Origin of the sequence: Alcaligenes aquatilis (assembly GCF_003076515.1) — a bacterium.
Taxonomy (GTDB): domain Bacteria; phylum Pseudomonadota; class Gammaproteobacteria; order Burkholderiales; family Burkholderiaceae_B; genus Alcaligenes; species Alcaligenes aquatilis.
This window is the reverse complement of the sequence record NZ_CP022390.1, coordinates 3,475,537-3,498,467: the sequence shown is the minus strand read 5'-3', so window position 1 is coordinate 3,498,467 and position 22,931 is coordinate 3,475,537. Positions and strand designations below refer to the sequence as shown.

Here is a 22,931-nt window from a genome sequence, read left to right as displayed (position 1 = left end):
TATCAGGCTTTTTGTTTGGAAAGGTCGTAGGTTCCCAGGCCAGGCTTGTATGTTTTATCGTCCAGGAACTGACGCATACCCTCTTTGCGGCCTTCGTTATCGAAACTGTTGGCTGCTTCCTGAACTCGCACCAGATAATCTTCAGCATTGTCGTAAGTCATTTCCCGCACACGACGAATGGCATCTTTGGTTGCCTTCAAGGCAATCGGGTTCTTTTGCAGCAAGGTTTGCGCAACCTGCGTCACGCGCTCTTGCAAGCTCTCCAAGGGCAAGGACTCATTGACCAGCCCCCACTGGGCTGCCGTACGCCCGTCGATGTTCTCACCCATCATGGCGTGATACATCGCATTACGGAACGACAAAAGCTCGACCGCAACCTTCGAGGCACCACCACCGGGCAAAATACCCCAGTTGATTTCAGACAGGCCAAACGTGGCCTCATCAGCGGCAAACGCCAGGTCGCAGGCAAACAAGGGGCCGTAGCCTCCACCAAAGCACCAGCCATTGACCATCGCAATCGTCGGTTTCTGAAACCAACGCAACCGGCGCCACCAACCGTAACTTTCACGTTGCGCCTTGCGCGTCCCTTCCAGGCCTGTGGCCTCGGTCTCCCGGAAATACTCTTTCAAGTCCATGCCGGCAGTCCAAGCCGAGCCCTCGCCACTGAGCACCACGACACCCACGTCCTCACGGAACTCCAGTTCATCGAGTACACGCATCATCTGACGATTCAGTTGCGGACTCATGGCATTGCGTTTTTCGGGACGATTGAATTTCACCCAGGCGATACGGTTCTCTACCGTACAAGACACGGTTTGCTCTTCTGTGCGTTCAATATTCATCAGCCTTCCTTGCTCTTGTGAAACTGGATCTCTATCCAATTAATTTGAATCAATAATTATTATGATAAATAACTATTATTGATCATCACAATACAGCGTTAACCCTAGGTGTTCGCAAACACAATCCACACAGCCTGACAAAACGGCCACCAGCTTGGCGCTCGTACTCGGAGCACACCAGTCCCTCCAACATAAAAAAACCGCCCGAAGGCGGTTTTCTTGTCGATGCGCTCTCATAGAAAAAGAGAGCGCCAGTAAAAAAGATCAGGATGTTTTGATGGCACCGACTGCATTGGCCGGCGTTATCCGACGCCGTGCAGAGATACGTACCCAAACCTGCTGGAACACGATCAAGGCACCGGCAATAAAGACGACGTCACCCAAGGTGCGCCACCAACGCAAAGATTGCAGGATGGGCTGCTGCATGAACTCTTCGCTGCGGGCGTACCACATGCCTTCCGAAATGCTGGCCCAAGCCTGAATAATCCCAGCAGGCAGCAAGCTGACGAACATCATCAGCACCAAACCACCGTTCAGTGCCCAGAAGCCCCAGCTCATCACACGGTCGTTATAGCGAACCTCGGGCGAGATATAACGTACCACCAGCAAGACAAAGCCCAGAGACAGAAAGCCATACACACCAAACAAGGCAGCGTGTGCATGCAGTGGTGTCGTGTTCAGACCCTGAATGTAGTACAGCGAGATAGGTGGGTTGATCAGGAAACCAAACACACCAGCACCGAGCATGTTCCAGAAGGCCACGGCCACAAAGAACATGACGGGCCAACGCAAATCGCTCATCCAGCCGGCTTGTTTCTGCATTTTCCAGTTATGGAAGGCTTCGTAACCCAACATGATCAAAGGCACCACTTCCAACGCACTGAAAGAAGCACCAATGGCCATGATCGGAGTGGTCGTACCCGAGAAGTACATGTGATGCAAAGTACCCGGCACCCCGCCAACCAGGAACAGCGAGGCGGCAGCCAGACCGGCAATGGTGGCACTACGCTTGGAAACCAGCCCCAAGGTCAGGAAGATAAAGCCCATGGCAACCGTGGCAAAGACCTCAAAGAAACCTTCAACCCACAGGTGAACCACCCACCAGCGCCAGTACTCCATGATGGTGATATTGGTGTGCTCGCCGTAGAACAGGCCAGTCCCGTAGAACAGGCCAATGGCCACGGTAGAGATGGTCAACAGAACCAGCAAGTGGTTGTCGCCCTTGTCTCGACGCAGAGCAGGCCACATGCCACGCAGCATCAGCAACAGCCAGAAAGCCAGACCAATGAACTTGATGATCTGCCAGAAACGCCCCAGATCCAGGTATTCGTAGCCCTGGTGACCAAACCAGAAGTTCAGCTCGGGAGGCAGAATGTTTTTGATAGTCAGGAAGTTACCGGCAAAAGAACCAATAAAGAGCACAACCAGAGCACCGAACAGGATGTCCACACCCAGGCGCTGGAACTTGGGATCCTCGCCCCCGTTAATCAAGGGCACCAGGAACAAGCCGGCGGTCAGAAAACCACTGGCAATCCACAAGAGAGCTGCCTGAATATGCCAGGTACGGGTCAGGGAATAAGGGAACCACTGCGACACGTCTATGCCATAGAACATCTGGCCTTCAACCGTGTAGTGTGCGGTAAAGCCCCCCAGGAAAACCTGGATGACAAACAGGGCAACCGTCAGGAAGGCATATTTTTTCAGGGCACGCTGTGAAGGGGTCAGACGGAAAGCCAGAACCGGGTCGGTAGCCGGGGCAACAGGGGCTTCCTCTTCTTTGTGCGTAAAGGCCCAGATCCAGACCAGCAGGCCAATACCGGCCAGCAAGAGCACGATACTGACGATGGACCAGACGATATTGGCCGTGGAAGGATAGTTATCCACCAAGGGCTCGTGCGGCCAGTTGTTGGTATAGCTGACGGTGGTGCCAGGACGATCAGTTACCGTGGCCCAGGACAGCCAGAAGAAAAAGCGGGTCATGTCCTGACGGCGCTGCAGCTCTGGCAAGGTGTTGTCCTTCATGGCAAAGCTCTCGCGGCTGGATTTCAGCTCGGGCGCGTCACCAAACAGGTCAATGTAGTACTGGGCGGTAGTGTCGATGGCCTTGGCGCGACGTTCACTGATCTGCAGCACGCCCGTCGCTTCATCAATGCGGTTAGGACGGTATTCGTCCTGCAGTTCCTGCCGCAAGGTGGCCTGCTGACTGGATGTCAGCTGATCATAGTTCAGCGAGTAGGTTTGCTGGGCAGCCAAATCCAGCCAGGCCAGAGCCTCGCGGTGCAACCAGTCGGCACTCCAGTCCGGTGCCTGGTAGGCCCCGTGCCCCCAGATCGAGCCCAGTTGCATACCGCCGGTACTTTGCCAGGCGGACTGGCCACGATGTATCTGTTCCTGTGAGGTAAATTCACGGCCATCCGGTGTGACTACCTTGACCGGCATGGGGGGTGCCTGACGATACACCTCCACACCTGTCCATCCCAGGATGGCAAAGGTGACCATGGTGACTGCCACCAGGGACCACCATAGTTTTTTATAGCTACGCATTTTCTTCTCCGTCTCGCTGATGAATCAAACGACCCAATCCAAACAGGTCCTGGCAGGACCCAGTTACCTGGTCAAAACCTGTTTGGGTACGGCCCCGGAACGGGGGACGGACCGAAGTACACGCCTTGTAGCGATGTTCTGCTAAGTCGGGGGTCATGTCATAGTCCTTAAAAATGTATGACAAGACCTCTAAAGCAAAGACCGTGCCAAGTCCAAGACGACATAGATCAATGGTTTGTCACCATCCTAGGTATAAACTACCCCAACAAAACTGGGTATTTTTCACCATAAGGGTATTCTCCACCCATGCTAGATCTTTTGATTGCCGACCTTGCCACCGAGATTCCCGGGCCCTTACGTCTACAGCGCATGGTGCATTTGCTGGCTAGGCACTTTGGCTGTGATGCAGCGGGTTTGCTGAAACTGGATGACACCGTATTGCGTATTGTTGCAGCCAGCGGCTTGGGCCATGACACCCTGGGGCGTCACTTCGTGATTGCAGACCACCCCCGTTTGAACCGAATTTTGAGCTCATCCAACCTGACCCGCTTTGAACCCCACTGTGGCCTGCCCGACCCTTACGACGGCTTGCTTGATGACAAACTGGGCCAGCCTTTGCCGGTACACGATTGCGTAGGGATTACCTTGCAAGCCCAGGGCACACCCTGGGGCATTCTGACGCTGGATGCCTTGCGGCCAGGGACGTTTTCAACCTCCATGCTGATAGAACTGAAGCACTGGTGCCTGGTGCTGGAGAGCGCGATCCGCATCAGCGAACTGGAAGAAGAGAACCGCAGTCTACGACTGCTCTCCACCTTGCCGCCCGATTATTTGTCACGCCATAACTCGGCCGCCATCATTGGCAACAGCAAACCGCTGCAGGAAGTCATTCAGTTGCTGGACACGGTGGCCTCCTCAGAGCTGCCTGTACTTTTACTGGGCGAGACGGGGGTAGGGAAAGAGCTGTTTGCACAGCGCCTGCATCAACGCTCACCACGTCACAACAGTCCCTTGATCTACGTGAACTGTGCTGCCCTGCCCGAGTCTTTGGCGGAAAGCGAATTATTTGGACATGTAAAGGGGGCCTTTTCCGGGGCGCATGAAAATCGCGCCGGGCGCTTTGAAGCAGCCCAGGGCGGCACCCTGTTTCTGGATGAAATCGGTGAGTTGTCTTTGACGATTCAGGCCAAGCTGCTGCGTACCTTGCAAAATGGCGAGATTCAACGCTTGGGGGCGGACCACCCCATCAAGCTGAATGTGCGTCTGGTTGCCGCCACCAACCGTGACCTGAGTCAGCAGATCGCCCAAGGCGGTTTCCGGGCGGACCTGTTTCACCGCCTGTCGGTTTTTCCACTTACCATCCCTGCCCTGCGCGAGCGCCATCAGGACATCTTGCTGCTGGCAGGCCATTTTTTGGAAATCAACCGATCCCGTTTGGGATTACGCGGAATTCGCTTGTCTCCCGACGCAGAAGCCGCTTTACTGGCTTATCATTGGCCGGGTAATGTTCGTGAACTGGAACATTTGATCAGCCGGGCAACTATCCGCCTGCTGGTCGACACGCCAGAACGTAACCAAATATTTACACTTAGCGCTGATAATCTCAATTTGTTACCTTCTATCCACCAGCCTGTCGCAGCGGCCAGTATGGCGGTTGATCCCCCCCGCCAATCCTTGCGTCAGTCCGTTGAGCAACTACAGAGCCAACTGATCCGACAGGCTTTGGAGGATACCACCGGTAACTGGAGCCAGGCTGCCCGGCAGCTAGGCATAGACCCCAGCAATCTACACAAGCTGGCCAGCAAACTAGGGCTAAAAACCCGCTCAGAAAGCTTAAGTGATGACTGACATCTCCTACCCCTCCTTGTTAGCCAACCTGCCCGTTTTCTCCACGCTGGACGCAAGCGGCATCGATGAGCTGTGGCAAGAAGGACGCCTGATCCACTACGACAAGGACAGCCAGGTCTTTCGCCAGGAACAAAGCAGCGACCATTTTTTCGTCCTGCTCCAAGGCCTGATCAAAGTCGTGCGCACCATGCCCAATGGCTCGCAACTGCTGGTACGTTTTGCCTTACCGGGCGATGTGATTGGCATTGCCCCAGCACTGCGCCGCCGCAACTACCCGGCTACGGCTATCAGCGTGACCACCAGCGCGGCATTGGCCTGGCCGGAGAAATCCTGGGACAGCCTGACGCAACGCTTTCCGTGCCTGCTCAATTCTGCGCAAGATACCGTCGCACAACGACTCAGCGATGCGGATGATCGCCTGTTGGAAATTCATAGTCTGGAAGTGGAGCAGCGGCTTGCTCACAGCCTGCTGCGTTTGATTCGCCAAGTGGGCCAAAGCGGCGCACAAGGCACATCCTTGAGCATTCCGGTGACCCGGCAAGATCTGGCTGACCTGGCCGGGACCACCTTGTACACGGCCAGCCGTGTCGTCAGTAGCTGGGATCACCAGGGCTTGATTCTGGCAGGCCGCAAACAAATTACGATTGCAGACCTGGACAAGTTTGCACAAGCCGTTCTGGAGCGTGGCTAAGTGCCAGCCTAATCGTCAGTGACCAGACGCAGCCCCAGATAACGCGGTGGCACACCAACCGAACACGCCCCGGTTTTAGGATCGCGGATAAAGTCGGGCATCACCGCAATATGCTCGCCCCCCAAGGTGCGTACACCGCAGTTTTCCAGGCGTGATTCTGCACGAGGCATGCTGATGCGGTGTACCCGTACGTGGCAGGTATTGGTCCATTCGGCCACCTGCCCACCAGCATCAAATACCCCATAAGCATTGGCCACGCCCTGCCCCAAGGGCGCTAAGGGCACCTCTTGCTCCTGTTTGCGCTTGTAGCTTTCCTGATATTCCTGCAGCCACAAAGCGGCCTGCTCATTCTCATCCAGCCCACCCTGCGCCGATTCAGGTACTTTCTGATCGGCGAAATAGCTCCATTCCAGATACTGCGGCAAACGGAATGTCTTGCCTGTACGCTCGCTTAACCAGGCAGCGTAATCCTGTCCGTCCTGCCAGCTCACCCCGACAACCGGCATATTCTTGGCCTGCCCTCGACCCACTGCGTCTGCAGCCTTGCAACGTTCTGCACGAACGCACTGATCGTACTCGTACTGGCTGACTTGATATTTCATCGCTTTCAGGGTCGGGGCCGGGGCATACATCACCGTATCGGACGCGACCAAGCGGCCATCGAGCAAGTACTCGCCAGCCTGCATGAGCTCACGTGCCGGGCCAGCCACTTCCACCAGCTCGGGCAAAGCGGACGGATTGCTGGACTCGCCAGCCGAACATCCGGCCAATATGGCCACTAACAGCACGGATCCCACTACATGGCTTCGCATTATGAACTCCCTAGAGACAATCACCATTGAAACGTAGCGAGAACATTGCGTCCTTGCTCCAAGGCAAACAGCGTCTATAAGAAGTCAAATTATCCAACCCGCTCTTTGGCCTGTTGCTTGAGCCTTATACTTGTTGTTTCCTCATCGTCCCTTGAATCCTCAGGCTGACACCCATGAAGACTGACTTGCCCGCAGGTTCCGATGATAGTGCGGCGGCAGTGCGCCGAATCGTCCAGCTCTATCAAGAGCTGGCACCAGACCGGCTCTCCGAGCTTGAGGCCTGTTACGCGCCTGATGCCTATTTCAAGGACCCCTTTAACGAAGTGCGTGGCGTGCCGGCCATTCGACGCATCTTCGAACATATGTTTACGGCGCTACAAGCACCACGATTTGTCATTACGCAGCAGATCGTCCAAGATCACCGGGCCTTTCTGGAATGGGAGTTCCGTTTTCGACTCCGTCGGTGGAAGCCGGACGTTGAACAATGCATCAAGGGGGCTTCGTTCCTGTCCTTTGATGAACAGGGACGGGTGTCTCATCATCGCGATTATTGGGATGCGGCCGAGGAGCTTTACGCAAAACTGCCGCTACTGGACGTATTGATGCGCTGGCTGCGACGCAAGCTTGCTACCTCTTGAGACAACAAGCAATCGGAACACACACAAGCCCCTGCTTGCGTTTGGAGATCACCCTACGGAGTGGGGGGCTTCAGGCCAGATCCTGCCAAACCATCAAACGTGGTGCTGGTCACCCATTCAATGATTTGCTCATGGGTGTACTGGCCGGACTCCTTGAGCAAACCCACCACAGGATCGCAAGCGCGCGCAAATAGGGTATAGAGCACAAGCTCAACGGGCAGACCCGTTTGGAGGCCGCCTGCTGTCTGTGCCTCGATAATCCAGGTGCTCAGACGATTACTCAAGGCGATCAGACGATCCATATACTCGTCATTCGATTGGAGCGAGGTGCTAAGGTTCGAGTTCTGCGCGGGCAACGACGGCATTTCCCCTTGCAATTGGGTGTGCATCGTCCAGCGCACCACTGATTTGAGCTGATCGATTGCTGCAATCGGCGCACCCAAGTCAGCCGCGCTCTTGGCCTGTCTACGCAACTCGTCCACAAAAGCCAAGGCGCGATCCAAGACGCCAACCATTGCGGCCGCAGCAAGCTCTTCCTTAGACGTGAATAACTTATACAGGCTGGCCTTGGCCATGCCCGCCTCGGCGGCAACTTCGTCGACCGTCATGGCGTCGTAGCCCTTGGTAGCCAATAGCCGGTTCACAGCGGTCACGATAGCTTCTTCGCGCACCCGCTGGATTTGTTGTTTGATTGAGGATCGAGCGTTCATACATCACATTTTAGGACGAATGGGACTATCTTGAACACTAGATAGTGCAAAAATAATATTTAGGGTTTATAGTTTGAACTAAGCAGTTCACATTTTAATCCTTATGGTCTATTGAGCACTATAGCAATACTCAAGGAGCTGCCATGCGTCGTATCGCTGTCATAGGTTCGGGCATTTCCGGTCTGGCCGCTGCCTTTCGTCTGGCCAGCACGCAGACCTCTCATCGCGTGTGCTTGATCGAGGCAAACAGCTATTTCGGCGGACATGCCAATACCGTCCAACTAAGCCTGGACGGAATTTGTCATGGTGTAGATACCGGGTTTCTCGTATTCAATCACCGCACCTACCCCATGCTCACGCAACTGTTCAAAGAGCTGGATGTGGAAACGGCACCGTCCGAAATGTCTTTTTCAGTGCAGGTGCCCGACGCCCACGGCAGACCGGGTATGGAATGGAGCGGCAGCTCCTTGAACGGGGTTTTTGCACAACGCAAAAATTTGCTGCGCCCACGCTTCATTGGCATGCTGCTCGAGATCATGCGTTTCAATCGTCTGACCACGGACATTGCCCAGCGCCAGGTCGAGTCGCAGCTCAGTGCCTCGATAGAAACCTTTCTTGATCAGCACGGCTTTAGCAGCGCCTTTCGCCACCACTATCTACTACCCATGATTGGCAGTATCTGGTCTTGCCCGACAGATCAAATGCTGCGTTTTCCCGTTACTACCTTGATTCGCTTTTGCCACAATCATGGGCTGATACAGATCACTAATCGGCCTCAGTGGCACACCGTTCGAGGGGGATCGCAACAGTATGTGCGTCGCATGATTGAACGGCTGCAACAAGACGGTCGCCATGAAACACGCTTGAATACCCCGGTGCTCAGCCTCAAACGCCTGCCACAGGGGGTTTTAGTAGAAATGCCCCACGGGTCGGAACAGTTCGATGCCATCGTACTGGCCTGCCATAGTGACCAGGCATTGCACTTGCTTGGCAAAGACGCGACACAACAGGAACAAGCCGTACTGGGCAGCATCCGCTATCAGGCCAATGAAGCGGTTTTGCATACCGATACCTCCGTCTTGCCACAACGCACAGCGGCTTGGGCGGCATGGAACTACGAGCGCGGCTCCTGCGTGAATTCAGAAGAGGCGGGGGTTTGCCTCCACTACCTGATCAACCGATTACAACCCCTGCCCTGGCAACAAGCCGTGCTGGTTTCCCTGAATCCAGTCCGCCCAATAGACCCGGACAAGGTGCATGCCCGTATTGGCTACCACCATCCGGTCTTTGACCAGGCCGCCATCCAGGCACAACCGCTTGTCGAGCAACTGCAAGGCCAACGCCGCACCTGGTTTTGCGGCGCCTGGTGTGGCTACGGGTTCCATGAGGACGGCTTGCGCTCTGGCCTGAATGCGGCCGACAAGGTCCTGCTGTCTCTTGAGCACGAACAGCCAGCGCCCCCCATCGAGATCAACGAGGAGGAAACGGTATGAGCACCGTCCCTCTTATTGGCTTTGGCCATATTTGGCACCGCCGGCTACGGCCGGTCGATCACGCCTTTCGTTACCCTGGTTATTTCCTGCTGCTTCCCATGCGCAGCCTGCGTGAGCACCCCGTTGCTGTGCTACGTCGCAATCGGCGCGGCTGGATCAGTTTTCACGATAGTGATCACGGCGACGGCAGCAATGACGCTCTGGCCTGGTTCGAGGCCTTGCTGCAAGAAGAAGGCATACAGGACGCCGATGGGGAAATCTGGTTGCATACCTTCCCCCGTGTCCTGGGCTATGTCTTCAAGCCCGTCAGCTTTTGGTACGCACATCGGGCAGACGGCTCGCTGGCGGCGATTCTGGCTGAGGTCAACAACACCTTTGGTGAGCGCCATGCCTATCTTCTTGCCGGACCGGATCTGGACTGGGACTGTGAGCAAGTGGCCAGCAAGCAATTTCATGTGTCTCCATTTTGCGAGACTCAGGGAGAGTATCGCTTCCGCTTCAAACGCAGTGACCGCGCCAACCTGGCACTCATTGATCTTTACGACGACGCAGGCCCCGTGCTGCGTACGGGCGTTCAAGGAGTGTTGCATCCCTTGAGCACCACGACCGTGCGCCGGGCCTTTTTTGGCACGCCGCTCATGACCCTTGGGGTCATTTTCCGCATCCACTGGCAAGCACTGCGCCTGTGGGCAAAGCGGCTTCCTTTCCATCGCAAACCACCAGCGCCCAAGCGCTCTGTCACACGATGAATACAAGCACCGCCACCCTCTTGCGCAAGTCCGCCGATGCAAAACGCGTCTTGCCACCTAGCGCGAACCGCGTCCTGAAGCTGTTGACGCATCTGCCTCATGGCCAATTGGAGCTTCAATTGCCCGATGGGCAACTGCGGCATTGCCCCAAACAGAGCGCCCCGGATGCAGACGCACGCTGCACAATCAAGCACTGGGAAGCGCTGGAGCGCGTTCTAAGCTCGGGCGATATTGGTTTTGCCGAAGGTTATATAGACGGCCTATGGGACAGTGACGACCTTAGCGGACTCTTGCGCCTGTGCATCGACAACCGCGACCACCTGGAGCAACTGGTATATGGTCACTGGTGGGGCCGTCTGGGCTTCAGGCTACGGCATATGCTTCGCCGCAACACACGGGCAGGCAGCGCCAAAAACATCCATGCCCACTACGATCTGGGCAACGATTTTTATCAGCTGTGGCTGGATCCGACCATGAGTTACAGCTCTGCGTGGTTTGAAGGTCTCAGCGGCAGCGCCTTGCAAGAGGCAGATCTGGAGCAGGCCCAGCAGAACAAAATACGACGTGCGTTGCGCGAGACAAGGCTGCAACCAGGTCAACGCCTGCTGGAAATCGGCTGCGGTTGGGGGGCACTTGCCCAGACAGCGGCCACGGAGTTCGGCGCACAGGTCAGCGGTGTGACCTTGTCGCGTGAACAACTTCACTGGGCCACGCAGCGCATCACCCAAGCAGGCCTGCAAACACAGGTGGATCTGCGTTATCAGGACTACCGGGACTTAGCTGCCGAACACGCGGCGCAGCCATTCGATGCCATTGTGTCCATTGAAATGTTTGAAGCGGTCGGACATGAATACTGGCGCACCTACTTCCAGACCTTACATGACTGCCTCAAACCGGGGGGCCATGCTTGCCTGCAATCGATCACCCTGCGCGAAGACCTTTTTGAGCGCTATTTGCACTCTTCCGACTTCATTCAGCAGTTCATTTTTCCGGGAGGACTGTTGCCCAGTGTCACGGCCTTCGAGCGCGAGGCGCAACGAGCAGGCCTGGAAATAGTCAAGAAGATGAGCTTTGGCAAGGACTATGCCGAAACGCTCAGACGCTGGCGTCAGGCTTTTGAGCACAAGCTCGATGCTGTACGAAGCCAGGGATTTGACGAACGCTTTGTACGCATCTGGCGATTTTATCTGGCCTACTGCGAGGCTGCCTTTGATATGGGCAACACCGATGTGGTCCAGTTCACATTGAGAAGGCCCGACCATGCCTGATCTTCGACGACGCAAAACCCTGATCTGGGGCATCAGTCTTCTCGCTCCTACCCTTACTGCCATGACCAATACTGTCTTGGCGGCCACACCGGCTGCCCCCCAGGAGCTGCGCTCCACCCTGCCCGCTGCCCATTTGCTTGGCAGCGGCCCCATGCGCTTTTTTGGACTGCGGGTTTACGAGGCGCGCCTGTGGGCGCTGCCGGACTTCGAGCCAGCACAGTATGCACGCCAGCCTTTCGCGCTGGAACTGATCTACGACCGCAAGCTGGAAGGAGAGGCGATTGCCGAGCGCTCAATAGCCGAAATGCGACGCGTCGGCAGCTTCTCTGAACAACAGGCACGCCAATGGTTGCTCCTGATGACAAAAGCCTTTCCTGATGTGCTGGCTCAGGATCGGCTGCTGGGGGTAACCGACGGGGCCGGCGATGTACGTTTTTTCCACAATGGACGCGAGACAGCACGTATTCAGGACGCAGAGTACGCGCGCCTGTTTTTTGGAATCTGGTTGTCTGAGCAAACGTCGGCGCCCGGTCTGCGCGCGGCATTGCTGAGCAAACGCTAAGAAAGGCACGACACCATGCCCTCCCAAGACCTTGGCCCCTCCACACCGCTGCACTGGCGTACAGGGCTCTCTTACGGGAGTCTTGGCCTACCGCTGGCTTTTGTGTCGCTGCCTTTATACGTCAACCTGCCTCATTACTATGCAGCGGTGGCGGGCGTGCCTCTGGCCAGTCTGGGTGCCGTACTGCTTGCCACTCGAGCCATTGACGCGGTGCTCGATCCCGCATTGGGACGCCTGGCCGATCGCCTTTTGCATCGAGGACAACGTCAAGCCTGGCTGGCAGCCGTGCTGGGCAGTGTCATCATGGTCTTGGGGTTTGCCGCCTTGTGGCATCCTCCCCTGGCTGTTCAAGAGGGGGCGCTAGTCTGGCTGGCGGTCAGCCTACTGGTATGCACCCTGGCCTATAGCGCCGTGAGCATACTGCATCAGGCCTGGGGTACCCGTTGGGGAGGTGACCCCCATTGGCGCGCACGCGTGACGGCATGGCGAGAAGGCGCCACGCTTGCCGGTGTCCTGCTGGCCAGCATCTTGCCTACCTGGCTGGGCTTTGACGCGACCAGTATCGTGCTCTTTCTGGCTCTTGCCCTAGGCTTGCTCGGACTGCATAGTCTGCAACGATTCACAGCAAGCCCAACACGTTACGGACATCGTCACATCAAACCTGCTCAGGCCGCCTCCCCCTGGGCAGATGCCAGTTTCCGCCGGCTGTTATCAGTCTTCATGCTCAACGGTGTGGCCGCTGCCATACCCGCCACCCTGCTCCCGTTTTTCGTAACGGACCGTCTGCAGGCAGCCGATATGCAACCACTTTTCCTCTTGTGTTATTTCGGTGCTGCGGCGGCCGGGCTGCCACTGTGGATCAAGGCCGTTTCGCGCTGGGGCCTCGCCCCCAGTTGGCGCGCTGGCATGCTGGCAAGCATCATCGCCTTTTCGCTAACACCCTGGCTTGATGCTGGTGACGGCAAGGTCTTCATCCTTATCTGCCTGGCAAGCGGGCTTGCCCTTGGCGCGGATCTGGCACTGCCAGGCGCTTTGCTGACCGGTGTCATCCATGAGTCCGGTCACGGTGGCTCGGGCGAAGGACGATATCTGGGCTGGTGGGCCTGTGCCACCAAGCTCAATCTGGCTTTAGCCGCCGGGCTGTGTCTGCCGCTGCTCGCCTTTCTGGGTTACCACAGCGGCACGACCGACCCGGCAGGCCTGCAGGCGCTGGCCTGGACCTATGGTGGCCTTCCCTGCCTGTTCAAACTGCTGGCGTGGGCATGCCTATGGCGCGCTGAGCACCTTCACACCTCCTGGAGACTGATATGAAATTGACAACATGCCGTGTCTCGACCCTGCCCTGGCGGCGCGCCATTCTGGGACTGACTCTCACCGGATTGCTGGCTGGGTGTGTAGGGCCCACCGTACAGGACTATGCCCAGGAGCGCCCCAAACTGGACCTGCGTCAGTATTTCAACGGGCCCTTAACCGCCCACGGCTTGTTCACAGACCGCTCCGGCAAAGTGGTCAAACGCTTCACCGTGCGCATGACAGGCACCTGGAATGGCGATGAAGGCGTGCTCGATGAGCACTTTGTCTACAGTGATGGCACCACACAGCAACGGATCTGGCATTTGAAATATCTGGGTGACGGCCATTACACCGGGCGCGCGGACGACGTGGTGGGACAAGCACAAGGGCAGACCGCGGGCAACGCCTTCCATTGGAATTATGTGCTGGCACTGCCCGTGGACGGCAAAGTCTGGAACGTCAACATGGACGACTGGATGTATTTGATGGATGGTCGCACCATGCTCAACCGCGCCGCCATGAGCAAATTTGGTTTTCATCTTGGTGACGTAACCTTGTCCTTCACTAAGGAGTAAGTGTGATGGCACTGCTGCACACGAAACTCAATCCGCCGATCAGTCAATGGCAAGGCAAATGCGCCTGGATTGTCGGCGCCTCATCGGGCATAGGCAAAGCCACCGCACAAGCACTCCATGCCCAAGGGGCACGTGTCATCATCTCGGCCAGAGATGCCGATGCACTGCACACTCTGGCTGATGGCCGAGATGGCTTTCTGGCCGTACCGCTGGATGTCACCCAACTCGACTCCATGGTGGCGGCCAAAACAATGGTTCAAGCCTACGCGGACAAGGCCCCGGACCTGGTGCTGTATTGCGCTGGCAGATACCAGCCTCAACGAGCGACGCACTTCGATCTGCTTGAAATGCAGCGACATCTGGCCGTTAACTATGTCGGCGCACTGCACCTGCTGGACACGGTTCTGCCGATGTTGCTTGCAGCCGGACGCGGTCACCTGGCTTTAGTCGGCAGCGTGGCCGGCTATCGAGGGCTGCCGATGTCCCTGGCCTACGGCCCCACCAAAGCGGCGCTGAACAACCTGGCCGAAAACCTCTATCTGGACCTGCACCCTTTAGGGCTGGGTGTTTCCATTATCAACCCGGGGTTTGTGGACACCCCATTAACTGCACAAAACAGTTTCAAGATGCCCGCACTGATCACCCCCGAAGAAGCGGCGCAGCATATCTTGCACGGCTGGAAACAGGGACAGTTTGAAATGAACTTTCCTCGCCGTTTCACTGGCTGGGTCAAACTCATGCGATGCTTGCCAGATAGCTGGTATTTCTGGGCGGTACGCCGTGTCACCGGCATGTAATTTCACCGGCGGCTCACTGTTAAACACGGAGAATCCGATGCGCATCCTTCTGACCGGGGGCACCGGCCTCATTGGACAGGCCCTTTGCCAACAATGGCAAGCTCAGGGCCATGAACTCTGGGTATGGAGCCGCACCCCGCAGCAAGTTCCCCAGTTATGCCCGGGCGCAAAAGGCGTAGCCACTCTTGAAGAGCTAAATGGCAACGCGCCATTTGACGCCGTCATCAACCTGGCTGGGGCCCCGATTGCCAATCAACGCTGGACTGATTCACGCCGCCAGCTTCTGTGGCGTAGTCGTGTAGATCTGACTCGCCGCCTGGTGGACTGGATGGGGCAGCAAGCGTCGGTGCCGCCCATATTGATCTCGGGCTCAGCCACAGGCTGGTACGGAGACGGTGGGCAACAGCCTTTATCCGAAGACAGTGCACCAAGCCACAAAGACTTCGGCAGCCAACTTTGTGTGGCCTGGGAGCAAGAGGCCGAACAGGCACGCCAATGGGGGGTACGCGTGGTCTTGCTACGCACCGCACCCGTCTTGGCCAACAATGCAGGAATATTGGCTCGGCTCCTGCCCTCGTTCAAGCTGGGATTGGGTGCCAGACTAGGTGATGGTCAGCAGTGGATGCCATGGATACACATTGAAGACCAGGTCGCTCTCATCGACTACCTTTTGCACAATCAAAGCTGTGAAGGCCCCTATAACGCGTGTGCGCCACAGCCTGTGCGCAATGCGGAGTTCACCCGCATCCTGGCGCAAGAGCTGGGCAAGCCAGCCCTGTTTCATGCCCCGGCCTGGGTGCTACGGCTGGCATTGGGAGAGATGTCTGTTCTGCTGCTGGGCGGACAACGACTGATTCCGCAACGCGCCCAGCAAGCGGGTTTCAGTTGGCGTCACCCTGAACTGTCCGAGGCCTTAAGGGATGTGCTTAACAAAGCCTGAACGGATCGTTTACAGAGGTGGTCTTGCCATCTTGCCCATCAAAAAACGGCGGACGCTAAGGTTCGGACATCGCCTTGGCCCAAGCCGTCCCGAGCAAAATTCACACACCTCCTGTCCGTGACGTCCAAGCGTCCGGCCACGAGACACTGCCGCGCCGTTCGGCGCGGCCTGAGCCTTGCGCGCTTACGTCAGAAAGTTCACAAAGCCGGTGATAATCACGGCGTTGAAAAAATCGATGAACAAGGAGCCCACCAAGGGAATCACAAAAAAGGCCTTGCGCGAGGGGCCATTATCTTCCGTGAAAGCCTGCATATTGGCCATGGCGTTCGGCGTTGCCCCCATGCCGAAACCACAATGCCCGGCCGACATCACAACAGCGTCATAGTCCTTGCCCATGACATTGAAGGTCACATATCGGGCAAAGAAGTACATCATCACGGTCTGGGCAATCAGGATCACCAGCAAGGGACCGGCCACTTGAGCCAGTTCCCACAACTTCATCACCATCAATGCCATGACCAGGAAGAAAGCCAGCGACACGTTGCCGATAATTTCAAACTCTTTTTCCGGCAAGCGGTAACGACGCCAATCAATCACATTACGGATAACGGCTGCCACCAGCATGGACCCCAGGTAGGCAGGCAGCACGATGCCGCGCTCACCCAACCATTCGATGATGACACTGCCCACCCCAATCGCAATGGACAGCAGAACGACCGCGTAGACCGGCATTTCAAAGCCACCGTCATCAAGCTGAACGGTTTCTTTAACCTGGGCTTGCATAGCATGGGGTACGTTTGCACCTTCATGCTGGCGACGATGACGACGGTGTGGTGCAGGGCCGTCAATCTTGTGTTTTTTCATCAGGCGTCGGCCCAAAGGACCACCAATGACACACCCCATCACCAGCCCCCAGGTCGACGCGGCAATGGCAGCGGGCAAGGCCCCCACAGCACCTGCGTTCTCCAGCAAGGGGCCAAAAGCGGCGGAGGTCCCGTGACCTCCTGTCATGGCGACCGAACCGGCCGCCAGGCCCAGCAAGGGATTGGCATCCATCAAAGCGGCCAGGGTGACACCCATCACGTTTTGCAGAATAATCAGGACAACCGCACAGCCCAAAAACAGGGCCACTGCCAGCCCCCCCTTTTTCAACAGCTCGAAACTTGCTGAAAAGCCAATGGTGGTAAAAAAGGCCATCAACAAGAAGTTGCGTATATCGTCGTTGAAAGAGAAGTGAAACGAACCCGTCTCGTGACCCACCAGGGCAATCAAGGCAAAAATCAAACCGCCAATAATGGGGCTGGGAATGAAATAGCGGGCCAGCACAGCAACGCGATTCTTTATATATTCTCCCAGCACGAGAAAAACAGCCGCTAAACCGACCGTTTGCGCTATATCGAGCTGAATATTCATCTATCCGTTCCTTACATCTTTGGAATAAGGGGCCTGCACCTATGTGTCTGACAGAGGCTTCAAACCAGTTTGTTCAAATAGGCGTGTCTATCGTTGCTACTTCGTCCTTGTGGGACAAAGGCATGACCACCAACAGCGTAGCAAAACCGAGAAAAATAACATGAACAGACGCCTAATGACGCCTATTTCCGTTAATCGGCCCGCCTTATTACAAAAAAACCCGCCTGCCGGCGGGTTGGGGAAAAGGTGATGCTTAGCGATCGCGTTCGATGGAAAACGCGCACAAGCTGAGCAATACCTGCTTGAATTCGCTCTCAGGCACATCCGCCAGAGCCTGCACCGCCAATTGGGCTTCCGCCTTGGCCGCTTCGCGGGTGTACGCCAACGCGTCAGTTTGCTCAATGGCCTGGGCCACTGCCGCAAAATCCGCATCACCGGTTTCAATGGCGGACTTGATCAACTGGACTTGTTCGGGTGTCCCCACTTCCATGACACGGATCAGTGGCATGGTGGGCTTGCCTTCGCGCAGATCGTCACCCACGTTCTTGCCCAATGCCTGGGCATCACCGGTGTAATCGAGCACATCATCAACCAGTTGAAAGGCCGTACCCAGGTGACGACCATACGCAGCCATGGCCTCTTCCATCTCGGGCGAAGCTCCGGCCACAATCGCGCCAACTTGCGCGGCCGCCTCAAACAGTTTGGCTGTCTTGTAGCGCACGACTTGCAGGTAACGTTCCAGAGAAACGTCCGGGTCGTGTACGTTCAGCAGTTGCAAGACCTCGCCTTCAGCGATCACCGTGGTGGCTGCCGACAACACGGCCATGGCAGGCATGGAGTTCGACTGCACCATCATCTCGAAAGAGCGCGAGTACAGGTAGTCACCCACCAACACACTGGCTGCATTGCCATAGACGGCATTGGCCGTGTGGCGACCGCGACGCATATCGGATTCATCAACGACATCGTCGTGCAGCAAGGTGGCCGTGTGGATGAACTCCACAACGCCAGCCAGCAAATGATGCGTGTTCCCCTGATAAGCCAGTGCGCGGGCTACCAGCAACAAAAGCGCGGGACGCATACGTTTGCCACCCGCACTAACGATGTATTCGCCGATTGTGCGTATCAGCACCACATCCGAATTCAAGCGCTCACGAATGACGACATCAAGAGCCTTCATGTCGTCGGCAATAGGTTCAATCAGGGTGGACAGGTTCAAAACAGAATTCCGGACGAGTAAGGGAGGGGGCCCGTAGCGGCCAACCATAACTGAGTGATTATACGATCTTGAATCGCTTTGGGCCCATTGTTACGCGTCCAGCACAACAGTGATCGCAGAAAAAGGTGCCAAATTAGCGATAATAAGCGTTTCAACCTGAAACGGAGACCGTCTTGAGCTCGCAAGACCTGAGTACCCTGATCAGCCGGGCCGAGCGGGTTCTCGCTCAATTGGAAGCCTGGCTCCCCCCTGCTCCCCCTCCTGTCAACTGGGATTGCGTGGCATTTCGCTGGCGCACCAATGGTACGCGTGGCTGGTTGGAAGGTGTCTCGCACGTCGCCACCATCCAACCGGACGATCTGCACCATATCGAACGCCAAAAAAGCATTATTGAGCGCAACACCCGCCATTTTCTGGCAGGCAAACCCGCCAATAACGTCTTGATGACCGGTGCGCGCGGGACGGGAAAAAGCTCGCTGGTCAAAGCCATGCTGGCCAAATTTGCCGACCAGGGCCTGCGCCTGATCGAGGTGGACAAGTCCGATCTAGGCGATCTGGGTTACATCATTGACCTGATCAGCAAGCGCCCCGAACACTTCATCATCTTCAGCGACGACCTGTCTTTTGAAGAAGGCGAAGCCGGTTACAAGGCGCTCAAATCCGTGCTGGACGGCTCACTGGCCTCCCCTGGCGACAATGTACTGATCTACGCCACGTCCAACCGACGTCACCTGATGCCTGAATACATGAAGGAGAACCTGAGCACCTCCACTTCCGCAGACGGCGAGATCCACCCCGGTGAGGCCGTTGAAGAAAAGGTATCCCTATCCGAGCGCTTTGGACTATGGTTGTCGTTTTACCCCTTTAAACAAGACGACTATCTGGACATTGTGTATTACTGGCTGGGCGCATTGGGTTGCCCTGCAGAACACATCGAAAGCTCGCGTACGGAAGCCTTGCAATGGGCTCTGGAACGTGGCTCGCGCTCCGGCCGGGTAGCACGTCAATTTGCTAGAGATTGGACCGCTAGACATGTCTAAACCCACGTTGGAAGTGGCCGTTGGCGTTTTACTGAACCAACACGGCCAAGTGCTACTGGGAAAACGCCCAGCCGATAAACCCTGGCCAGGCTGGTGGGAATTGCCTGGCGGCAAGATTGAAGCGGGCGAGAGCGTCGTACAGGCACTGGTACGGGAACTGCGCGAAGAACTCGGCATTGAAACGACCCACGCACACCCCTGGGTCACCTATACACACGAATACCCCAAGAACTTCGTCAAACTCTCTTTCTGTCTGGTGCGGGAATGGGAAGGCGAACCACAGTGCCTGGAAGGCCAGGAGCTTGCCTGGGTCAACCCTAAAGGTCCATTGGAAGTCGGCCCTGTACTGCCTGCTACCGAACCGCCGCTGAAATGGCTGCAACTGCCCGAACGCTATCTGATTAGCAACATCGACGAGCCAGCCCGCTTACCCGCCTATCTGGAACAACTGGAACAAGCTCTGCAACAAGGCCCGGCCCTGGTTCAGTTTCGTGAGCCTGCCTGGGCTGCCCGACCTGATGCCGAGTTCCATTTGCACCAGGCGTTCCTGCAAGTGGTGAACCTGTGCCAGCGTTACCAAGCGCGCTGCCTGGTCAACAGTCTGCACCCCGAGAGCTGGTGGGACCACGCCGATGGTGTGCACTTGCGCGCCAGCGACGCCCAAGCCCTGTCCGCGAAATGCCACGACACCCTGGCGACATTTCCCGCGATCAGCAAAGGCTTGATCGGCATGTCTACGCACAATGAAAGTGATATTGAAATAGCCCGCAAAATCCAGGCGGACTTTCTGGTTCTGGGCCATGTCCTGGAAACCGCCTCTCATCCCGGCGATCCCGGTATGGGCTGGGCCCGTTTTGCCAGTCTGGCCGAACAAGCTGGCCTGCCTGTGTTTGCAATCGGCGGACAATCGGCCAACACTCTGGCTCAAGCCCGCAATCACGGCGCACACGGCATTGCCGGTATACGCCATATGCTGGACAGCGACCCGGCATGATGCCGCAGGTCTCTATTTCGGAACACGAAGGCGTGCGCTACCTGCACCTGGGCTCGGCCTGGGTGCAGGGCGCCATGCGCCTGGATGCTCCCGATCAGCTGGAGCTGCACTACATCCGTCAAATGATGATCTGGAGCTTGTTCCAGACCGATCCGCGCCGTATTGCCCAGCTTGGCCTGGGCGCAGGCAGTCTGACGCGCTTTTGCTACCAGCATTTCCCCCAGGCGCGTATCGACGCGGTGGAAATCAATCCGGAAGTGGTGCAAGCCAGCCGGCTGCTGTTCAATTTACCGCCCGACGACCAACGCTTGAACGTACACACGGTAGACGCGCTGGACTATCTGGACGCGGTATATGGCGAGCTGGATGTGCTGCAAGTTGATGTCTACTCTGATCAGGCCGAGCACCCTGCACTGGAAAGCGAAGCCTTTTACCAGGCCTGCCGCAAAGCTCTGGGGCCGCAAGGACTATTGACGGTCAATTTACTGGGGTCGGAACGGGTACATGCGCGCAATCTGCATGCGTTGCAAGAGAGCTTCTCTGCCGTGGTCTGGCTACCTGAAACCCATGACGGGAATCTGGTTGCCCTGGCCTTTGTAGACCCGCCACAAATTGATTTTGATGATTTGTACCAACGTGCTGAAGAGATCCACGCCCTCTTGGGTTTGGACGACGGCAAGGAATGGGTTGACGGGCTATATGCCTGGATGGACCAGGACTGAGGCGGTTTCCGCGCAATATCAAGCAATGAATGAGCCGCAGTTGAACTACAAGTAAGCAAACTGCAGCCCCAATCTTGGGAGGTAGTCCAATCTTTGCTTGGTCCATACGGGCAAACCGGACGTTGCCGCTCCGGTCCAGCCCCAGGCCGGAGAGCATGGTGAAATTACCAAACCAAGCGCCAAGGAGCCTAGTCAACGCCAAACCAAACCTAACCTAAATCAGATCAGACTAGATCAGATCAATTCAGGTCAGGTCAGGTCAGGTCAGGTCAGGTCAGGTCAGTGTAGGTCAGGCCGAACCTATTCTGCTTTAGCGGCTGGATCAGCTTCCACCGCTTTCGGCTCTTCGGGGTTCAGGCCAGTCGCTACATCCCAGCCGCCGCCCAAGGCCACCATCAGTTTGACTGCCGCCCGCAAGCGTTGAGACTCCAGATCCAAGGCCTGCCGCTCGGCTGACAGGGCCGTGGCCTGGGTTTGCGCCAGACTCAGAAAATCCACCAGACCGGCATCAAACTGATTGCGCGTCAGCCGCAAGGACTCGCGGGCCGCCGCCAGAGAACGCGCTTGACTGGCTTGCTCCAGCTCCAGGCCATTACGCTCCGACAAGGCATCTTCCACTTCTTTCAGCGCATCCAGAACCGTCTGGCGGTAAGCCGCCAATTGTTCGTCATAACTGGCCTTGGCCTGCTCGACTTGTGCACGACGCGCTCCAAAATCCAGCAAGGTCAGGGCGAAGGCAGGCCCCAGGGACCAGACACGCGCGGGTGCCGTCAGCCATTCACTTAAATCACTGCTGCTAAACCCCCCGCTGGCTTTCAGGCTCAAGCTGGGAAACCAGGCGGCTTTGGCTACACCAATCTGGGCATTGGCCTGCGCCATACGACGCTCGGCCCGGGCCACATCGGGGCGACGTTCCAGCAAGCTGGATGGCAAGCCCACCGGAATATCCGGAGCCACTGGCCAAGGCGCATGCGGCACCACCTCGAACTGGGACGGCGCACGGCCCACCAACACCGCCATGGCATGCTGATAGGAGGCCTTTTCACGATTCAAAGCCAGGCGCTGAGTACGTGCGTTTTCAAGCTGACTTAAGGCTGCCGCTACGTCTCCCGGGGCCGAAAAACCGGCGTCCAGACGATTCTGATTAATTTGCAAAGAGCGCTCGTACGCGGCCACAGTTTCATCCAGCACGCGTTCGCTGGATTCCACACTGCGGTACTGCAAATAAGTTTGGGCCAATTGCGACTGCAGGCTCAAACGCGTGGCGGCCATATCCGCAGCACTGGCTTGCAGGCCTGCGTCACCCGCTTCTACCTGACGGCGAATCCGCCCCCACAAATCCACTTCCCAATTCACGGTGATGCTGGCATCGTAAGCGCTGCTGCTTTGGCTGGTATCACCCGAGCCGCCGCCCCGTCGCGTGGTTCCGACCGAGCTGTCCACTTTCGGAAACAGAGTCGAGCGCGTGTTGGACAAGGTGGCTTGCGCCTGCCGGACGCGTGCCTGTGCTTGCTGCAAGCTAAAGTTCTGCTCGTTCAGGCTTTGCATCAAGGTATTGAGCACGCCGTCATTAAAGCTTTCCCACCAGGGGCCGCGATCCTTCAAGTCAGCCGGTTCAGCCTGCTTCCAGGCCGTGGAACGCACCTTTTCCCGAAAGTGCTCCCCCACTGGGGCCTCAGGCCGCTGATAATCAGGGCCAACGGCACATGCGGACAGGAGCAGCACCATCCCAGCCAGTGCAAAGCGCGGAAACATCGTGGCAGTAGAAATAGGCATATCAG

The 22,931-nt window shown here is 56.9% G+C and carries 21 protein-coding genes; 14 read left to right on the top strand and 7 right to left on the bottom strand.

The genetic code is table 11. The features are described 5' to 3' along the window. Nucleotides 1-2: 2 nt before the first annotated feature. Nucleotides 3-842 carry a p-hydroxycinnamoyl CoA hydratase/lyase gene (locus CA948_RS15990; RefSeq protein WP_094197787.1) on the bottom strand — a complete coding sequence of 280 codons (840 nt, stop codon included), beginning with the start codon at nt 840-842 and terminating at the stop codon, nt 3-5. 264 nt (nt 843-1,106) lie between these two features. Then, on the bottom strand, nt 1,107-3,386 hold the full coding sequence (locus tag CA948_RS15985; protein WP_108728524.1) for a nitric-oxide reductase large subunit: 2,280 nt from the start codon (nt 3,384-3,386) through the stop codon (nt 1,107-1,109). A 306-nt stretch (nt 3,387-3,692) separates the two neighbouring features. On the opposite strand from CA948_RS15985, the gene norR reads away from it, so the two are divergent. Then, the gene (gene norR / locus CA948_RS15980; RefSeq protein WP_108728523.1) at nt 3,693-5,234 is read left to right on the top strand and encodes a nitric oxide reductase transcriptional regulator NorR; all 1,542 of its coding nucleotides are present in this window, start codon (nt 3,693-3,695) and stop codon (nt 5,232-5,234) included. Continuing rightward, the gene (locus CA948_RS15975) at nt 5,227-5,925 is read left to right on the top strand and encodes a Crp/Fnr family transcriptional regulator (protein ID WP_094197791.1); all 699 of its coding nucleotides are present in this window, start codon (nt 5,227-5,229) and stop codon (nt 5,923-5,925) included. Before norR ends, CA948_RS15975 begins: the two co-directional genes overlap by 8 nt. A gap of 8 nt (nt 5,926-5,933) precedes the next feature. On the opposite strand, the gene CA948_RS15970 is transcribed toward CA948_RS15975, so the two are convergent. Next, entirely contained in the window at nt 5,934-6,737 is an 804-nt protein-coding gene (locus tag CA948_RS15970; protein ID WP_159063954.1) for a formylglycine-generating enzyme family protein, read from the bottom strand. A gap of 173 nt (nt 6,738-6,910) precedes the next feature. Between CA948_RS15970 and CA948_RS15965 the strand changes: the two genes are divergently transcribed. Continuing rightward, nucleotides 6,911-7,375, top strand: coding sequence for a nuclear transport factor 2 family protein (locus CA948_RS15965; RefSeq protein ID WP_108728522.1), 465 nt, complete (start codon nt 6,911-6,913; stop codon nt 7,373-7,375). A 53-nt stretch (nt 7,376-7,428) separates the two neighbouring features. Here the strand turns inward: CA948_RS15965 and CA948_RS15960 are convergent, their stop codons facing one another. Beyond that, nucleotides 7,429-8,085, bottom strand: coding sequence for a TetR/AcrR family transcriptional regulator (locus tag CA948_RS15960; protein WP_094197794.1), 657 nt, complete (start codon nt 8,083-8,085; stop codon nt 7,429-7,431). 143 nt (nt 8,086-8,228) lie between these two features. On the opposite strand from CA948_RS15960, the gene CA948_RS15955 reads away from it, so the two are divergent. Genes CA948_RS15955 through CA948_RS15920 form a run of 8 tightly spaced genes read left to right on the top strand, consistent with a single transcriptional unit; the run spans nt 8,229 to nt 15,762 of the window. Beyond that, complete coding sequence (locus CA948_RS15955; protein WP_108728521.1) at nt 8,229-9,578, top strand: NAD(P)/FAD-dependent oxidoreductase; 1,350 nt, start codon at nt 8,229-8,231, stop codon at nt 9,576-9,578. Then, a complete protein-coding gene (locus CA948_RS15950) occupies nt 9,575-10,327 on the top strand; it encodes a DUF1365 domain-containing protein (protein ID WP_094197796.1) in 753 nt (250 codons plus the stop codon). Before CA948_RS15955 ends, CA948_RS15950 begins: the two co-directional genes overlap by 4 nt. Further along, complete coding sequence (locus CA948_RS15945; RefSeq protein ID WP_094197797.1) at nt 10,324-11,595, top strand: SAM-dependent methyltransferase; 1,272 nt, start codon at nt 10,324-10,326, stop codon at nt 11,593-11,595. The genes CA948_RS15950 and CA948_RS15945 overlap by 4 nt, the downstream gene beginning before the upstream one ends. Next, nucleotides 11,588-12,157, top strand: a complete 570-nt coding sequence (locus CA948_RS15940) for a chalcone isomerase family protein (protein ID WP_094197798.1) — start codon at nt 11,588-11,590, stop codon at nt 12,155-12,157. The genes CA948_RS15945 and CA948_RS15940 overlap by 8 nt, the downstream gene beginning before the upstream one ends. Before the next feature lie 15 nt (nt 12,158-12,172). Then, nucleotides 12,173-13,468 carry an MFS transporter gene (locus CA948_RS15935; RefSeq protein WP_108728520.1) on the top strand — a complete coding sequence of 432 codons (1,296 nt, stop codon included), beginning with the start codon at nt 12,173-12,175 and terminating at the stop codon, nt 13,466-13,468. Then, nucleotides 13,465-14,025, top strand: a complete 561-nt coding sequence (locus CA948_RS15930) for a DUF3833 domain-containing protein (protein WP_108728519.1) — start codon at nt 13,465-13,467, stop codon at nt 14,023-14,025. Before CA948_RS15935 ends, CA948_RS15930 begins: the two co-directional genes overlap by 4 nt. A 5-nt stretch (nt 14,026-14,030) precedes the next feature. Further along, nucleotides 14,031-14,822 (top strand): SDR family NAD(P)-dependent oxidoreductase, encoded by a 792-nt coding sequence (locus CA948_RS15925; protein ID WP_108728518.1) that lies wholly within the window; start codon nt 14,031-14,033, stop codon nt 14,820-14,822. A 37-nt stretch (nt 14,823-14,859) separates the two neighbouring features. After that, complete coding sequence (locus CA948_RS15920; protein WP_094197802.1) at nt 14,860-15,762, top strand: TIGR01777 family oxidoreductase; 903 nt, start codon at nt 14,860-14,862, stop codon at nt 15,760-15,762. Nucleotides 15,763-15,945: 183 nt separating this feature from the next. Here CA948_RS15920 and gltS read toward each other — a convergent pair whose 3' ends face one another. Together gltS and ispB are read right to left on the bottom strand one after the other, a co-directional pair. Continuing rightward, entirely contained in the window at nt 15,946-17,175 is a 1,230-nt protein-coding gene (gene gltS / locus CA948_RS15915; protein WP_108728517.1) for a sodium/glutamate symporter, read from the bottom strand. Between the two features lie 253 nt (nt 17,176-17,428). Continuing rightward, the gene (gene ispB / locus CA948_RS15910; protein ID WP_094197804.1) at nt 17,429-18,394 is read right to left on the bottom strand and encodes an octaprenyl diphosphate synthase; all 966 of its coding nucleotides are present in this window, start codon (nt 18,392-18,394) and stop codon (nt 17,429-17,431) included. Between the two features lie 173 nt (nt 18,395-18,567). Between ispB and CA948_RS15905 the strand changes: the two genes are divergently transcribed. From CA948_RS15905 to CA948_RS15895, 3 genes are read left to right on the top strand one after another with little or no spacing between them, the layout of a single operon-like run. Continuing rightward, nucleotides 18,568-19,434 carry an ATP-binding protein gene (locus tag CA948_RS15905; RefSeq protein ID WP_094197805.1) on the top strand — a complete coding sequence of 289 codons (867 nt, stop codon included), beginning with the start codon at nt 18,568-18,570 and terminating at the stop codon, nt 19,432-19,434. After that, the gene (locus CA948_RS15900; protein ID WP_108728516.1) at nt 19,427-20,428 is read left to right on the top strand and encodes a Nudix family hydrolase; all 1,002 of its coding nucleotides are present in this window, start codon (nt 19,427-19,429) and stop codon (nt 20,426-20,428) included. The genes CA948_RS15905 and CA948_RS15900 overlap by 8 nt, the downstream gene beginning before the upstream one ends. Beyond that, entirely contained in the window at nt 20,425-21,150 is a 726-nt protein-coding gene (locus tag CA948_RS15895) for a spermine/spermidine synthase domain-containing protein (RefSeq protein WP_166727095.1), read from the top strand. Before CA948_RS15900 ends, CA948_RS15895 begins: the two co-directional genes overlap by 4 nt. 300 nt (nt 21,151-21,450) lie before the next feature. On the opposite strand, the gene CA948_RS15890 is transcribed toward CA948_RS15895, so the two are convergent. After that, entirely contained in the window at nt 21,451-22,926 is a 1,476-nt protein-coding gene (locus CA948_RS15890; protein ID WP_108728515.1) for an efflux transporter outer membrane subunit, read from the bottom strand. Nucleotides 22,927-22,931: the final 5 nt, after the last annotated feature.

Bases quoted from the DNA above. Each gene is read 5' to 3' on its own strand.
- CA948_RS15990 (WP_094197787.1), bottom strand. From the start codon at position 842: ATGAATATTGAACGCACAGAAGAGCAAACCGTGTCTTGTACGGTAGAG.
- CA948_RS15985 (WP_108728524.1), bottom strand. From the start codon at position 3,386: ATGCGTAGCTATAAAAAACTATGGTGGTCCCTGGTGGCAGTCACCATG.
- norR (WP_108728523.1), top strand. From the start codon at position 3,693: ATGCTAGATCTTTTGATTGCCGACCTTGCCACCGAGATTCCCGGGCCC.
- CA948_RS15975 (WP_094197791.1), top strand. From the start codon at position 5,227: ATGACTGACATCTCCTACCCCTCCTTGTTAGCCAACCTGCCCGTTTTC.
- CA948_RS15970 (WP_159063954.1), bottom strand. From the start codon at position 6,737: ATGCGAAGCCATGTAGTGGGATCCGTGCTGTTAGTGGCCATATTGGCC.
- CA948_RS15965 (WP_108728522.1), top strand. From the start codon at position 6,911: ATGAAGACTGACTTGCCCGCAGGTTCCGATGATAGTGCGGCGGCAGTG.
- CA948_RS15960 (WP_094197794.1), bottom strand. From the start codon at position 8,085: ATGAACGCTCGATCCTCAATCAAACAACAAATCCAGCGGGTGCGCGAA.
- CA948_RS15955 (WP_108728521.1), top strand. From the start codon at position 8,229: ATGCGTCGTATCGCTGTCATAGGTTCGGGCATTTCCGGTCTGGCCGCT.
- CA948_RS15950 (WP_094197796.1), top strand. From the start codon at position 9,575: ATGAGCACCGTCCCTCTTATTGGCTTTGGCCATATTTGGCACCGCCGG.
- CA948_RS15945 (WP_094197797.1), top strand. From the start codon at position 10,324: ATGAATACAAGCACCGCCACCCTCTTGCGCAAGTCCGCCGATGCAAAA.
- CA948_RS15940 (WP_094197798.1), top strand. From the start codon at position 11,588: ATGCCTGATCTTCGACGACGCAAAACCCTGATCTGGGGCATCAGTCTT.
- CA948_RS15935 (WP_108728520.1), top strand. From the start codon at position 12,173: ATGCCCTCCCAAGACCTTGGCCCCTCCACACCGCTGCACTGGCGTACA.
- CA948_RS15930 (WP_108728519.1), top strand. From the start codon at position 13,465: ATGAAATTGACAACATGCCGTGTCTCGACCCTGCCCTGGCGGCGCGCC.
- CA948_RS15925 (WP_108728518.1), top strand. From the start codon at position 14,031: ATGGCACTGCTGCACACGAAACTCAATCCGCCGATCAGTCAATGGCAA.
- CA948_RS15920 (WP_094197802.1), top strand. From the start codon at position 14,860: ATGCGCATCCTTCTGACCGGGGGCACCGGCCTCATTGGACAGGCCCTT.
- gltS (WP_108728517.1), bottom strand. From the start codon at position 17,175: ATGAATATTCAGCTCGATATAGCGCAAACGGTCGGTTTAGCGGCTGTT.
- CA948_RS15900 (WP_108728516.1), top strand. From the start codon at position 19,427: ATGTCTAAACCCACGTTGGAAGTGGCCGTTGGCGTTTTACTGAACCAA.
- CA948_RS15895 (WP_166727095.1), top strand. From the start codon at position 20,425: ATGATGCCGCAGGTCTCTATTTCGGAACACGAAGGCGTGCGCTACCTG.
- CA948_RS15890 (WP_108728515.1), bottom strand. From the start codon at position 22,926: ATGCCTATTTCTACTGCCACGATGTTTCCGCGCTTTGCACTGGCTGGG.